The organism is Campylobacter sp. 2018MI13, from assembly GCF_018501135.1.
Lineage (GTDB): Bacteria > Campylobacterota > Campylobacteria > Campylobacterales > Campylobacteraceae > Campylobacter_E.
Map to the genome: position 1 here is coordinate 20,610 of NZ_JAHCZC010000008.1, position 13,682 is coordinate 34,291.

The window sequence follows — 13,682 nt, forward strand, 5'->3', positions numbered from 1 at the left end:
AAAGATAAAAAACCTTAAATTAAATCTCTTTTATAAATTCTTTTTAACTTTCTATCTAATTTATAGCATACTTCATAAATTGCAGGAATAGCAAAAAGTGTTAATATGGTTGAACTAATAAGACCACTAATTACTGCAACTGCCATAGGAGAATTACTCTCATAACCAGCTCCGTGTGAAATAGCTAAAGGTAGCATTGCAAAAATCATAGCAATCGTAGTCATTAATATCGCTCTAATTCTACTTTTGCCCGCTATTTTAAGAGCTTCTTTAACCCCTACTCCGCTATCACATAATTTATTTGCAACATCAATTAATAAAATTGCATTTTTGCCAACCATTCCAAATAACAAAATAAGAGCAACCAAAACAAATAAAGAAAATGTATTGCCTGTCAAATAAAGACCAATACAAGCTCCTGCAAACGCAAGTGGCATTGTAATCATTATTACAAATGGAACGATAAAGCTTTCGTAAAGAGCTGCTAATACTAAATAAATTAATAAAAATGATAAAAGCATAACCATAGCAAACCCTATCATTGTTTCTTCTAAAAGGTCAATAAAACCAGTAAAAGTATATCTTAATCCAGTATTTTGCATAATCTTACTCATATTAGTTTCTAGTTTTGCCTTAACCTCGTCTAAAGAAACTCTATCAACCCCTGCAGTAATTTTTACTGAACGAGTTTTGTTAAGTCTATTAATACTACTACTATCCTTAATTAGCCTAATATTTACTACATTTAATAGGCTAATTAAATTATTATCCATAGTTCTTATTTGTATTTTCTCAAGCGATTTCATATCTTCTTTAGATACTTTTTCAAGTTGAATAAATATATCTTTACTATCTTTTAAACCATCTAATACCCCGACATTAGCGTGTGCAAAAGAAGTTTGAATTATCCCTGCTAATTCTTGGGTATTTACATTTAATTTTCTTGCTTTTTCTTTATCTATATAAATAGCTAAAACATCTGCATAAGCATCAATATCATCACTAATATCAACAACGCCTTTTAATTCACTTAAAATATTTTTCGCTCTTCTACTAGCACTTACTAAAGAAGAAAAATCATCACCTAATAATACAAATTGAACTGGCTCATCAATACCTGCACCTTCAAATTTAGGTATTTCTAAAACTTTGATTTTAAATTCTTTTAAACTCAAACTATCTCTTAGATTAGATACTACTTCTTTTTGTCTTTCGGTTCTTTCATTTAAAGGTTTTAGCTTAACATATATTTTAGATTTTTTTCTATCTTTTGCATCATCGTAGCCTACTAATAAATAAGCATAATCTACATTTTTATTTTCTTTAATTTGCTTTAAGACTTCTAAAGATTTAGCTTCCATAACTTCTATTGATAAATCTTTTTTAGATTCTATTTGAACTTGTAGTTCGCTATCATCTTCCATAGGTAAGAAATCAAGTCCTATTTTAGGTGCTAAAGAAAAAGATAAAGCACATAAAATAAAAATAATACCTATAAAAATCTTTTTGTATTCTAATATAGTATCAAGAGTATTTTCATACCATTGTTCTAGTCTAGTAAAATACTTTTCTGTATTATCGTGAAACTTACTCTCTTTAACATTTAAAAATCTAGCACTGATGGTTGGGACTAAAAATACACAAACTAAAAACGATATAATTACTCCAAAGGCAACACTCATTCCTAATGTATTAAAAAACAAACCAGAAATACTATTCATAAACGAAATCGGAATAAACACGCATAATAAAACTATACTGATACTAAATACAGAAAAAGCAATATCCTTAATACCTTCATAGCTTGCATATAAAGCATTTTTCTCTGCCTTAATTTTTTTACTAATATTTTCAATTACAACTATTGCATCATCTACGAATATACCAATAGATAAAGTAAGTGCTATTAATGTCAAGCGATTTAAATCGTATCCAAATAAATCTATTAGAAAAAAACTTGAAATAATTGAAGTAGGAATTGCAATGCTAGCAATAATAGTAGCACTAATATTTCTTAAAAATAAAAATACTATTAAAATTGTTAAAATCACCCCTAAACACATATCAAATACAACTTGATTTATATGCTTTGTAATATTTTCTGATTTATCATAAACAACTTCAAATTCTATATTTTTATGATAATCTTGAATACCTATTAAGGCTTGTTTAATATTTTTAGCAACTTCTAAGCTATTTTGACCTGTGATTTTTTTAAGCTCTACTAAAACCCCATTATCTCCATTAAAATGAGCATAACTATCTTTTAAAGTATATCCTATACTAATATCTGCTACATCTTTTAAAAATACTCCTGGAGCTATTCTTAATTGCTCTAATTCTTCTATACTATTTGAGTCGAAATAACCTTTAATAGTTATATTTTTAGCTTCATTTTCAATACTTCCTAAAAAAGTTTTAAAATTCTGCATTTTTATTAGTTTTGCTACATCTAAAGAATTAATATGGTATTTATTTAATTCATCTAAATTTAAATCTATTTTTATGTTATTTTTTAAATAACCTACCATTTTAACTTCTCCAACGCCCTTTATACGCTGGAAATCACCTTCTATATCATCTTCAATAATTTGCATCAAAGCCTTATCATCTAATTGCTTAGATGAAATAAAAATACTCATAACTGCACCTGCATCTGATGAGACTTTTTCAACACTTGGTGGGTATTCTAATTTCATTTTTGATATTTTTTCACGAATATCATTTACTGCTATTTCTAAATCTTTACCTAGTTCAAATTCTACGACTATTACGCTTAGATTATTAAAACTTTTTGAACTAATTCTTTTTATCTGGCTAACACCTGAAATTTGATTTTCTAACTTTTTAGTAATTTGAGATTCTACATAGCTTAAATCAGCATTTGCAAATGTAGTGATTTTAACAAGTGGAATATCAACATTAGGATATAAATTAATTGGCATTGTAAAAATTGATATAACACCAAAAATCAATAACCCTAAAAAAGTCATCAAAATAGTAACAGGTCTATTAATTGCAATTTTTAACATTTATTTATCCGTAATAATATAACCATCTCCAAATGAACCAATTTGTATATCATTTGCTAAGACTTCTGCATAAATTTTTCTAGTTTTTATATCTATATTTGGATATACCTTACTAATTACACCCTTCATATTTAAACCATTTATACTATATTCATAAGTATTACCTACTTTAACCTTATCAGAATACTTTTCATCAAAACTTAAAAGTAATTTAACTTCAGGGTAACTATCTAAAATCAATAAAGGTTGATTAGGACTTGCTACGCCTTCTCCAACTTCAATATATTTTGCCGTAATTACTCCATCAAAAGGAGCTTTTAATTTTTTTTGATTTATTAAAGTTTCATATTTTTTACTAGACATTCTTGCTGATTTTAGTCTTTGTTCTGCTTCGCTTTTTTTAAAATTAATTTCATCTAAAATTTGTTCATTCAATACTGATTTTACTTGCTCGTATCTTTTAAGAGTGCTAATTGCTAAAGTTAAAGCTTCATTTGCTAATTTTTGTTGAACATTTGATTCTTCTAATCCAACTTGCTCAATTGAACTATCAAGTTCTAATAAAATATCACCTTTTTTCACGCTTTTACCTACATCTACATTAATCTTATTTACAATTCCAAAAGACTGCAATGACAATTTAGCACTTTTTTGAGCAACCACATCAAAACTAGCATAAATAGAATCTGCAAATAAATTAAGACTAATTAACAAAAATAATAATTTTTTCAACATTTCTCCTATAAATCAATTACAAAATCTTTAATAATAATACCTTTAGCAAGTAATAATTCTGCCTTAGTTATTTCAAATTTAGCTTTACTTAAGCTAAGCTTCGCCAAAGCTCCTTGCATAGTTTCTAAAGAATTTAAATATTCAACATATCCAACAAGTCCAGCTTCATATTTTTTAGCAATACTCTCATAAGCAATTTTGCTAGCATTTAAAAGCTTTTCATTGGCATTGATTTCTTCTTGTAAAAATGAAATTTTTTGAATTAATAGTTTTTCCTTTTCACTAACTGATTTTTTACTATATATATTCATTTCTTTAGCGGCTAAATTACTAAGTTTTGCACTCTCATAAGCTTTTTTGTCAGCTCCAAAAGAAAAAACATTCCAAGATAAACCTAGCATAAATATATTTGAAAACATTTTTTCTTTTACTCTTTCTTTTACTATCATATCAAACGGAGCATATAAAGAATAATTAAAATTATTTTTTGAAAATCCCACAATATTTTTTACAAAAATAGTAGGTTTAAATGGTGCTAATGATAAATCCTTATTAAGCTCGCTCATCTCTTCTTTTAAAGAATTTATTTTAATATCATAAGATTTATTAGCACTATCTTCATAAATAATAGCACTGCCTTTTGTAGGAATAAAATTATTATTAGTTATTAAATAAATATTACTTAATATCTCATCTTTTTGATAATTTAAATTATTTAATTCACTTTTATTTAATTCTACTTTTGCTCTAAATATTTCTAGCTCATCATTAGGTCTTAAGCCTACTTTGTTTAAATTTTCTAATCTACTTAAACTCGCATTTAAATATTTTAAATTCTGCTCTTTATATTCAATATTTTCAATTAAAGCTAAATAAGAATAATATAAACTTGCTAAATTAAATTCCAATTCATTTTTAGCCTTTTCTAATTCAATTTGACTTAATTCGTGATTTTTTTTCGCAAGATTTATATTAGAATTTCTTTTACCATCATAAATTAAAGCATCTATTGCTAAGCTCACATTTGTTAAATTATTTGGATTTATTATATATCTATCATAATCAAAACTAACAAATCCAACTTGTAAAGTAGCACTAGGATAGTATTTGTATTTTACGCTTTTTGCACTTTCTTCTTTGCTTAAAGTTTCATAATTTTTAGCTTTTAATTGCTCATTATTCTCAATACTTTCTAGCATAGTTTTTAAGCTAGTTGCATTCAGCAAACTAAGACTTAATAAAATTAAAGATAATTTTTTCATATTTTTTCCTATGTAAAACTTTTAACCAAATTACCAATTAATAAATTCCAACCATCAACTAAGACAAATATTAGAATTTTAAATGGTAAAGATATCATAACCGGCGGCAACATCATCATACCCATAGCCATTAATACCGATGATACAACCATATCAATTACTAAAAAAGGTAAGTATAGCAAAAATCCTATCTCAAATGCAGTTTTTAATTCACTAATCATAAAAGCAGGAACTAAAGTTACTAAATCTACATCATCAATACTCTTAGGATTATCAATATTTCTTAAGCGATAAAATAGTGCTAAATCCTTTTCTCTAGTATTTTTAAGCATAAATTCTTTAAACGGCTTAACACTTAATGCAAATGCTTCTTCATAACCTATTTTTTCTTCCAAATAAGGCTTAATGCCTGTTTCATAAGATTTATTAGCAGCTGGTTGCATTATAAAAAAAGTTATCACAAGTGCTAAAGATATTAAAATTGTATTAGGCGGCATTGCTTGTGTTCCCATAGCTTGTCTCATAAACGAAAACACTATAACTAATCTTAAAAACGAAGTGCATACAAATATAATACTAGGAGCTAAAGCCAATATAGTTAAAACTATGACTACATTTAAAGTAGTTACTAATTGGCTAGGCGTTTCTGGTGCGCTTAGATTTAGATTTAATGTAGGAACGCTAAGTGGAGTATCAGCGTAAATAAACACTGAAAACAATAATAAAAGCAATAGTTTTTTCACTAATTTCCTTAAATAGTTTTTAAAAATGTTATCCAAAACTTGCTAACATTTTCTTAAAATCTAAAGGAAAAATATGAAATTAAGCATAGTAATACTAGCAGCTGGTTTTGGCACTAGAATGAATAGTAATTTAGCAAAACCTTTGCATACAATTTGTGGGAAATCTTTAATTAAAATTATTATTGAAAATGCTTTGCAACTTAGTGATGATATAACTTTGATTTTACACCATCAAGCAGACGCTATAAAAGAGCATTTAAAAGATTATTCTAATTTAAAATATATATATCAAGATATGCAAAATCATAAAGGCACAGGCGGGGCTTTAATAAATTATGAGCCAAAATACGAAGAAGCGTTGATTTTAAATGCTGATATGCCTTTAATCACACAAAATAGTCTAAAAATTATAGCTAATACAAATTCTAAAATAGTTTTAAGCACTTTTAATAAATATAGTGCTAATTCTTACGGAAGAGTGATTAAAGAAAATGACAAAATAAGTAAAATTGTAGAAACAAAAGATGCAAACAATGAAGAATTAAAATGCACTTTATGTAATGCTGGAATTTATAAAATCAGTAAAGATATATTAAAAACTTACATTCCTAAGCTAAACAACAACAACGCTCAAAAAGAATATTATCTAACTGATATTATCAAAATGGCTATAGATGATAAAATAAGCGTTAGTGAATGCACCTTTGATGAGATTGAGTTTTTAGGCATTAATAATAAATTAGATTTAGAACAAGCCGAGCAAATTATGCAAAAAAGAATAAAAGATGAATTGCTTATAAATGGCGTTATTATGCATAATAAAGATAGTATTTTCATAGAGCTTGATACACAAATTAGCAATGATTGTGAGATTGAAAGCGGAGTTGTGATTAAGGCAAATTCTATTATAAAAAGCTCAAAAATCTTAGCAAATAGCGTTATAGAAAATAGTGAGATAACTAATTCAAGCATAGGGCCAATGGCTAGAATTCGTCCAAAATGCGTTATTAAAGATAGTAAAATCGGTAATTTCGTAGAATGCAAAAATGCAAAATTAGAAGATGTAAAAGCTGGGCATTTAGCTTATTTAGGAGATTGCGAGATTAGTAGCGGTGTAAATATTGGCTGTGGTGTAATAATTTGTAATTACGATGGCAAAAACAAACACCTAAGCAAAATCGGTAAAAATGTCTTCATAGGCTCAAACTCAAACCTAATAGCACCAATTAACATACCTAGCGATACTTTAATTGCAGCAGGTAGCACGATTAGCAATAAAGACGCTGCTAAATTAAAAGCAAAAGATTTATTTATAGAGCGTAATAAAGGCGTGATTTTTAATAATTTTAAGGATTTTTAATGAAAGTATTATTATGTGTTAGTGGAAGTATTAGCTTTTATAAAAGCTTTGAATTAATTTCTATGTTTAAAGAAGAAGGAATTAAAGTAAAAGCTTTATTAAGTGATGGGGCTTTGAAATTCGTAAATAAATTAGCTTATGAAGCATTATGTGAAAGTGTTTTAACAAGTGAGAATGAAAGTTGGGAAAACGACAAAAATCACATAATGTTTTCAAAAGATTGTGATGCTGTTGTATTTGCTCCTGCTAGTGTTAATTCAATAAATAAACTAGCTAATGGAGTTTGTGATAATGTATTTTTAAGCACCTTAATTGCTTCAAACAAACCACTAATAATAGCACCTGCAGCAAATACTAATATGTATTTAGCAAGTCAAACACAAAAAAGCTTAGAATATTTAAAGAGTTTAGGTGTAAAAATAGTAAAGCCAATTAGCAAAACCTTAGCTTGTAAAGAATTTGGCATAGGAGCTTTAGCTAATACAAAAGATATTTTTCTAGCAACTTTAAGAGAAATTTATAAAGATAAATTCTATATGGGAAAAAATATTTTAATAACAGGTGGCGGCACTCGTGAGAGCATTGATTTGGTAAGAAATATAGGAAATTATTCAAGTGGAACTATGTCAGATGCACTAGCTAAACAAGCTTATTTAAGGGGTGCAAATGTGGTGTATTTAAAGGCTAGATGTGATGAGATTAAAAATGAAAATTTCACACAATTAAGCTACGATACAAGTGCTGAATTAAAAGCCTTAATGCAAGATTATAAAGAATTTGATTATTTATTTATGTGTGCTGCGGTTAGTGATTTTATCCCTATCAAACAAGAAAGAAAAATAAAAAGAGATGAATTTGATGAAGAATTTAATATCAAAATAAGACCTAATGATGATTTATTAGCTACTTTTAATTTTTCGGGTAAAAAAATCGGCTTTAAACTAGAGTGTGATGAAAAAACTGCCTATGATAATGCAAAAAAAGCTTTAGTCAATAAAGGTTTAAGCTTATTATGTCTTAATATTTTAGGAGAACATACTCAATTTGGCTCAAGTAAAAACGAAATATTTTTCTGTGATTATTCAGGCATTAGTGAAGGGTATTTTGATACTAAAGAAAACTTAGCAAAAATTATTTTTGATAGAGTAAAAGCTGATGTTTAATGATGTTTTGCCAATTAAATTTAAAGTAATTGATAAATTAATGTTTAATCGCTATAAATTATTAATTGGTAAAAAAGAATTAACCACAAAATCAAACATTAATTTAGAGCCAAATACCTATTATTTAGCTGAAATTTATGATAGTTTAGTCTTTAAAAATCTTCAAGCTGATAAGGTTTTTGCCTATATTGATTATGATTGTTTTGAGTTATTAAAAATCGCTTTTAGAGATGATTTTAAATACACGCTAATTAATTCATTAATCCAAACAAATCAAAAATCAGATTATGAATGCTATAAAACAATGCTTTTTGCTTTGAATGAAGATATTTTATATTTACCTTGTTTGCTTGAAGGAAAACCTATATTAATTGAATATAGAAAGAAAAAAAATGAATTAGCAATTTATTATGATGTTTTTGCTAAATTAAGCCTTTTTTTAAATGATAATAAAATATTAACTAGCTTTTCTAAGGTTCAAAAAATCTGCTTTGAATATTCGCAAAATGTAGAATTGACTACTTATAAAGATGATTTTTTTAGCCTTAGTTATAAAGGAAATTTATGAATGAGTTAAATCATTTAGCAATCATTATGGATGGTAATGGCAGATGGGCTAAAAATCAAGGTTTATTAAGAAGTTTCGGGCATAAAGCAGGTGCAAAAACTATTGAAAGATTGGTAAAAGCTTGTATTGAAGAAGGCGTTTTAGAGCTTAGTTTGTTTGCATTTTCTACCGAAAATTGGAAAAGACCTAAAGAAGAAATTGAGTTTATTTTCAAACTACTTAAAGAATACTTATCTAGTGAATTAAACAATTTTATAAAAAACGAAATTAGATTTAAAAGCTTTGGAGATATTAGTGTTCTTGATGTAGATACTAAGAATTTAATTAATGAGTTTGAAGAAAAAACTAAAAATTACTCAAGAATTATTTTTAATCTAGGCATAAATTACGGCGGAAAAGATGAGATTTTAAGAGCTTTTAAAAAATTAAAAGCAAGTGATGAAGAAATAGATGAAAATAATTTTAATAAATATTTAGATATTAAAAACAATGTTGATTTATTGATTAGAACTGGCGGACATTTTAGGATTTCAAATTTCTTACTTTGGCAATGTGCTTATGCAGAGTTTGTTTTTACCCCTACTTTGTTTCCAGATTTTAAAGAAGATGAATTAAAAGAAATTATTAAAAATTATAGAATTTGTAAAAGGAATTTCGGTGGAGTTTAGTATTTTGGTTTTTATATTTGGGCTTGTTTTTGGCTCGTTTTTAAATGTATTGATTTTAAGACTACCTGAGAGAAAAAGTGTTTTTTATCCGCCAAGTTCTTGTGGAAGCTGTAATAACAAATTGAAATTCTATCACAATATCCCTATTATTTCTTGGCTAGTTTTAGGTGGTAAATGTGGGTTTTGTAAAAGCAAAATAAGCATTCAGTATCCATTAATTGAACTAATTGTTGGCTTTATATTTTTATATTGCATAGATATTAGTAGTTTAGAAAATCTTGCTTATTCTATTTGCTTAGCATTATCATTTAGCTTATTATTTGCACTTTGCATTATTGATGTTCGCTACCTTGCTGTGCCTAGCTTTACTTTAATGCTAACTTTGATTTTTGCTCTAATTTATACTCATTCAATAAGTAGTTTTAAAGATGCTTTAATCTTTGCAGGTGGTGCGTATTTGCTAAAATCTTTAATAGAGAGCATAATGAATGCAAAAGCAAAAAGCGATGATGAATGTATTCAAGTAATGGGCGAAGCTGATATTGAAATAATGGCATTAATTGGAGCCTTATTAGGAATTAAACTTGGTTTTGTGGCTATATTTTTAGGAGCTGTTGTGAGTTTGCCTGTTTTTATGTATCTAAGAATAAAAGGCAAGGAAAACATACAAGTTCCTTTCATACCATTTTTAAGCATAGGACTTGCTTTAGTATGGTTTTTCCCTAGCGTTGGGCAATTTTGTTTAGATTATGTGCAATGATTAAAAAATATTTATTTAGACAATTCATAGGCTCTTTTTTATCAATATTTTTAACGCTATTTTTAGTAAGCTCTATCATTGTCTTATTTCAAATAGCAAAAATTACTTCTTATATAGAATTAAGCTTATATGAATTATTTAAATTATATTCTCTTATGAGTGTAAAACTCATCATTTTTACTACTCCTATTAGCTTTTTTATTACATGTTTTATGTGTATTCTAAGATTATCTAAAGAAAACGAAATAATTATGCTTTTTTCTCTAGGATTAAACCCTAGAAAAATAGCTAATTTTATTAGCTTTTTAGCCTTTATAGTAAGTTTGGTTTTATTAGTAATTAGCATAGTTTTAATGCCGCTTAGTTTTTCTTTATATGATAATTTTATTGATTATAAAAAAGCCTTTTCTAAAATTAATCTTAAAAATGCTAATTTTGGTCAAAAATTAGGAGATTATATATATTTTGCAGATGAATTAGAGAATGGAATTTATAAAAATATTGTTTTATATTTGCCAAAAACAAATTCTAAAAACGAACAAATATTATTAGCCAATCAAGGAACAATCCTAAACGAAGATAATAAAATCACATTTAATTTAGACAATGTAATGCTATATAATTTCAAGCAAAATACAGAAATTGCAAAGATTAAAAACCTTAGCTTTAGCACCTTAATTAATTCAAAAATTACTAATATTCAATCATTTAAAGACTATTGGAAAGATTATAAAACCCCTTCAAAATCAAAAGAATTAGTAATTTATGTCCTACTTAGCCTACTTCCTATTGCAAGTGTTCATTACGCACTAGCATTTAGCATTATTAGCTCAAGATATGAAAAAAGCCACGAGTATTTAGCTATGCTTGTGTTTTTGATAATTTATCTAGTTCCTATGATGATGTTTTTAAATTATCATTTTTATACTATTACTTTTGTATTTTTCACTTCGCTAATAATTTCTAAGATTTGCTTTAGGAAAAAGATTTTATCAAGGTATTAAATGTTTTCAACTCTTAAGATTTTTAATAAAAATATGATTATTTTAAGAGATGATTTATTAGGCGAAATTAACGGCAATAAAGCAAGAAAATTAGATATATTTAAAGACTTAAAACTCCCTTATAAACACATAATCTGCTATGGTTCAAGTCAATCAAATGCTATGCAAGCACTAGCACTCTGGACTAAAAATAATAATTATAATTTTTCTTTTGTCTGTGCTAGAAGATGCGAAATTAGTGGGAATTTAAAAAGTGCATTAGAAAATAATGCTGTGATTTATTATGCGAATAATCCTAAAGAATTTGCAAAAACTTTGCATAAAAATGATAATAATAGCTTTTTAATTAGCGAAGGTGTTTGTGAAGATTATGCTAGATTTGGCTTTTATAAAATGGCAAAAGAAATAGCAAAAATTGTAAATGAATTAGATTGCGATGTGGTATTAGCAAGTGGGACTTATACAAGTGCGATTTATCTTGAAAAATATCTAAGCACACTCTCAAATGCTAGAGTTTTTACAGCATCTTGCGTAAATGCTAATGAATATTTTGTAAAACAAATAAACAAACTTAATCCAAATTCCAAGCTAAAATTATTAAAAACTGCTAGAAAATATCATTTTGCAAATCTTTATGAAGAGCTATTTATATTAACAAAAAATATTAGCGATATTGAGTTTGATTTGCTTTATGATAGCGTTTGCTTAAAGGCAATTTATGAAAACCTTGATGAACTAAAAGAAAATATCTTATACATTCATCAAGGCGGATTAATTGGTTCTAAGAATTTAGAACTTCGTTATAATAAAAAATATAATCTCATAAATTAAAATTTCTTATTCTTAGCACCAAAGTGGCAAAGTAAAGAAAACACAATACACATAATACAAGCAAATAAAAGCATATATAAACCTGCATTCCAACCAAAAGCATCAACCATAGCACCTAAAAGCATAGTTCCTAAAGAAGCTCCTACGACATAGCTCATAAATCCACGAAGACCAACGCAAGAACCTACAGCAAAAGCAGGAACAACTTCCATAGTTTGAACGCTTGCTAAAAATTGTGGCACATATACTAAACACCCAGCTGCTGCTGCAAAAAATATAGTGTAGTAAATATTATCGCTCGTAAAATATCCAATAATCATAAAAAATATTATACAAACAGCAAGAATTGCAGGTGGCATTCTATATCCTTTAAATAATCTATCAGATATAATTCCTGCTAACATTGTTGATGGAATTGCAGCCCATTCAAAAAATAAAAACGCTGTATGCATTTGCTCTTTACTAAAGCCTTTTACAGATAAAAGATAAATAGGAAGCCAATTTATCAACCCAAATCTAATCATATAAACAAAAGTATCCATCCAAGCAACATACCAAGCATTAGGGTTTTTTAGAACATATTTAACAAATATTTCTTTACTACTTAAATCGGTAGTTGAAGCTGAGTTTTTAATATCTTCTTCATAACCTCTTAATTTATTAATCTCGTTTAATTCTTTTAACCCTTCATTTTTAGGATTACCCTTAACAGCGTATAAAACATAAACACTAATTAACAAAGCTAAAATTGCTGGGACATAAAAGTGATTTACTTTCCAATAAGTAGCATTAAAATCAGCCGCGGCAATCCCTAATACAGGAGATAATATTAAAACAGATTTAGAAATAATTGGAGCTACCAAACCCCCTCCAATATTATGGCTTATATTCCAAATAGCAGTATAAATTCCTCTTTCTTTTTTAGGATACCAATTAGCAAGAGTAATAAAACTAGGTCCAACGCCCATTCCTTGAAAAACTCCAAGTGCAATAACAGCACCTACATAAGCATATAAAGCATTGCAAAAGCCTAATAATACATTAATTAACGCACATAAAATAAGACCTAAAGCCATATATCTTTTTGGGTCAGCCTTATCACTTAAAGCACTCATAACGCCTTTACTAATACCATAAGCAATTAGCATAGAACCAGTAATTAAACCTATATCAGAATTATTTACTGCTAAATCAGTCTTAATTAATGGAGTAGATAGGGTAATATTGTTTCTTACTAAATAATATCCCATATAACCAACAAACACACCACTTAATGAAAGTTTTCTATACTTATAATAAGTGCTTAGCAGCTCATCATCTTTAACCACCCTATCCTTTTTGACAGGTCTTAAAAAAGAAATCATCTTTAATCCTTTAAATAAAATAATAGTAATTTTATTTAAAGTTGTTTTAAAATAGTATTAATTATTGAGCTATATAAAGAATAATTTTTATTTTTACAATATTAATGAATATATAGCGATAAACCTGAAAGCATTGCTATAGTTTTTAACACAATAATACTTTTATAATATGCAAGTATTGATAACATAAAA

General features: G+C 27.1%; 12 protein-coding genes. 7 read left to right on the forward strand and 5 right to left on the reverse strand.

Features of this window, described 5'->3' with window-relative positions; genetic code table 11:
• Positions 1 to 14: 14 nt before the first annotated feature.
• The 4 genes from KJQ99_RS01675 to fliP are packed head-to-tail and all read right to left on the reverse strand — an operon-like array spanning position 15 to position 5,772.
• Positions 15 to 3,032: an efflux RND transporter permease subunit gene (locus tag KJQ99_RS01675; RefSeq protein ID WP_214149814.1), complete on the reverse strand. Its 3,018-nt coding sequence runs from the start codon at positions 3,030 to 3,032 to the stop codon at positions 15 to 17.
• On the reverse strand, positions 3,033 to 3,764 hold the full coding sequence (locus KJQ99_RS01680) for an efflux RND transporter periplasmic adaptor subunit (RefSeq protein WP_214117332.1): 732 nt from the start codon (positions 3,762 to 3,764) through the stop codon (positions 3,033 to 3,035).
• A gap of 8 nt (positions 3,765 to 3,772) precedes the next feature.
• A complete protein-coding gene (locus KJQ99_RS01685; RefSeq protein WP_214149815.1) occupies positions 3,773 to 5,029 on the reverse strand; it encodes a TolC family protein in 1,257 nt (418 codons plus the stop codon).
• An 8-nt stretch (positions 5,030 to 5,037) separates the two neighbouring features.
• Positions 5,038 to 5,772: a flagellar type III secretion system pore protein FliP gene (fliP, locus tag KJQ99_RS01690; RefSeq protein ID WP_214117334.1), complete on the reverse strand. Its 735-nt coding sequence runs from the start codon at positions 5,770 to 5,772 to the stop codon at positions 5,038 to 5,040.
• Positions 5,773 to 5,845: 73 nt separating this feature from the next.
• Here fliP and glmU point away from each other — a divergent pair, with 73 nt between their 5' ends.
• From glmU to KJQ99_RS01725, 7 genes are read left to right on the forward strand one after another with little or no spacing between them, the layout of a single operon-like run.
• Entirely contained in the window at positions 5,846 to 7,132 is a 1,287-nt protein-coding gene (gene glmU / locus KJQ99_RS01695) for a bifunctional UDP-N-acetylglucosamine diphosphorylase/glucosamine-1-phosphate N-acetyltransferase GlmU (RefSeq protein WP_214149816.1), read from the forward strand.
• Positions 7,132 to 8,295 carry a bifunctional phosphopantothenoylcysteine decarboxylase/phosphopantothenate--cysteine ligase CoaBC gene (coaBC, locus tag KJQ99_RS01700; protein WP_214117336.1) on the forward strand — a complete coding sequence of 388 codons (1,164 nt, stop codon included), beginning with the start codon at positions 7,132 to 7,134 and terminating at the stop codon, positions 8,293 to 8,295. The genes glmU and coaBC overlap by 1 nt, the downstream gene beginning before the upstream one ends.
• Positions 8,288 to 8,863 (forward strand): hypothetical protein, encoded by a 576-nt coding sequence (locus tag KJQ99_RS01705; RefSeq protein WP_214117337.1) that lies wholly within the window; start codon positions 8,288 to 8,290, stop codon positions 8,861 to 8,863. The genes coaBC and KJQ99_RS01705 overlap by 8 nt, the downstream gene beginning before the upstream one ends.
• A complete protein-coding gene (uppS, locus tag KJQ99_RS01710; RefSeq protein WP_214149817.1) occupies positions 8,860 to 9,531 on the forward strand; it encodes a polyprenyl diphosphate synthase in 672 nt (223 codons plus the stop codon). The genes KJQ99_RS01705 and uppS overlap by 4 nt, the downstream gene beginning before the upstream one ends.
• Positions 9,521 to 10,291 carry a prepilin peptidase gene (locus tag KJQ99_RS01715; protein ID WP_214149818.1) on the forward strand — a complete coding sequence of 257 codons (771 nt, stop codon included), beginning with the start codon at positions 9,521 to 9,523 and terminating at the stop codon, positions 10,289 to 10,291. The genes uppS and KJQ99_RS01715 overlap by 11 nt, the downstream gene beginning before the upstream one ends.
• Positions 10,270 to 11,295: an LptF/LptG family permease gene (locus KJQ99_RS01720; RefSeq protein WP_214117340.1), complete on the forward strand. Its 1,026-nt coding sequence runs from the start codon at positions 10,270 to 10,272 to the stop codon at positions 11,293 to 11,295. Before KJQ99_RS01715 ends, KJQ99_RS01720 begins: the two co-directional genes overlap by 22 nt.
• The gene (locus tag KJQ99_RS01725; protein ID WP_214117341.1) at positions 11,296 to 12,126 is read left to right on the forward strand and encodes a 1-aminocyclopropane-1-carboxylate deaminase; all 831 of its coding nucleotides are present in this window, start codon (positions 11,296 to 11,298) and stop codon (positions 12,124 to 12,126) included. It abuts the gene before it with no gap.
• On the opposite strand, the gene KJQ99_RS01730 is transcribed toward KJQ99_RS01725, so the two are convergent.
• Positions 12,123 to 13,490, reverse strand: a complete 1,368-nt coding sequence (locus KJQ99_RS01730) for an MFS transporter (RefSeq protein ID WP_214149819.1) — start codon at positions 13,488 to 13,490, stop codon at positions 12,123 to 12,125. The genes KJQ99_RS01725 and KJQ99_RS01730 overlap by 4 nt on opposite strands.
• Between the last annotated feature and the right edge of the window lie 192 nt (positions 13,491 to 13,682).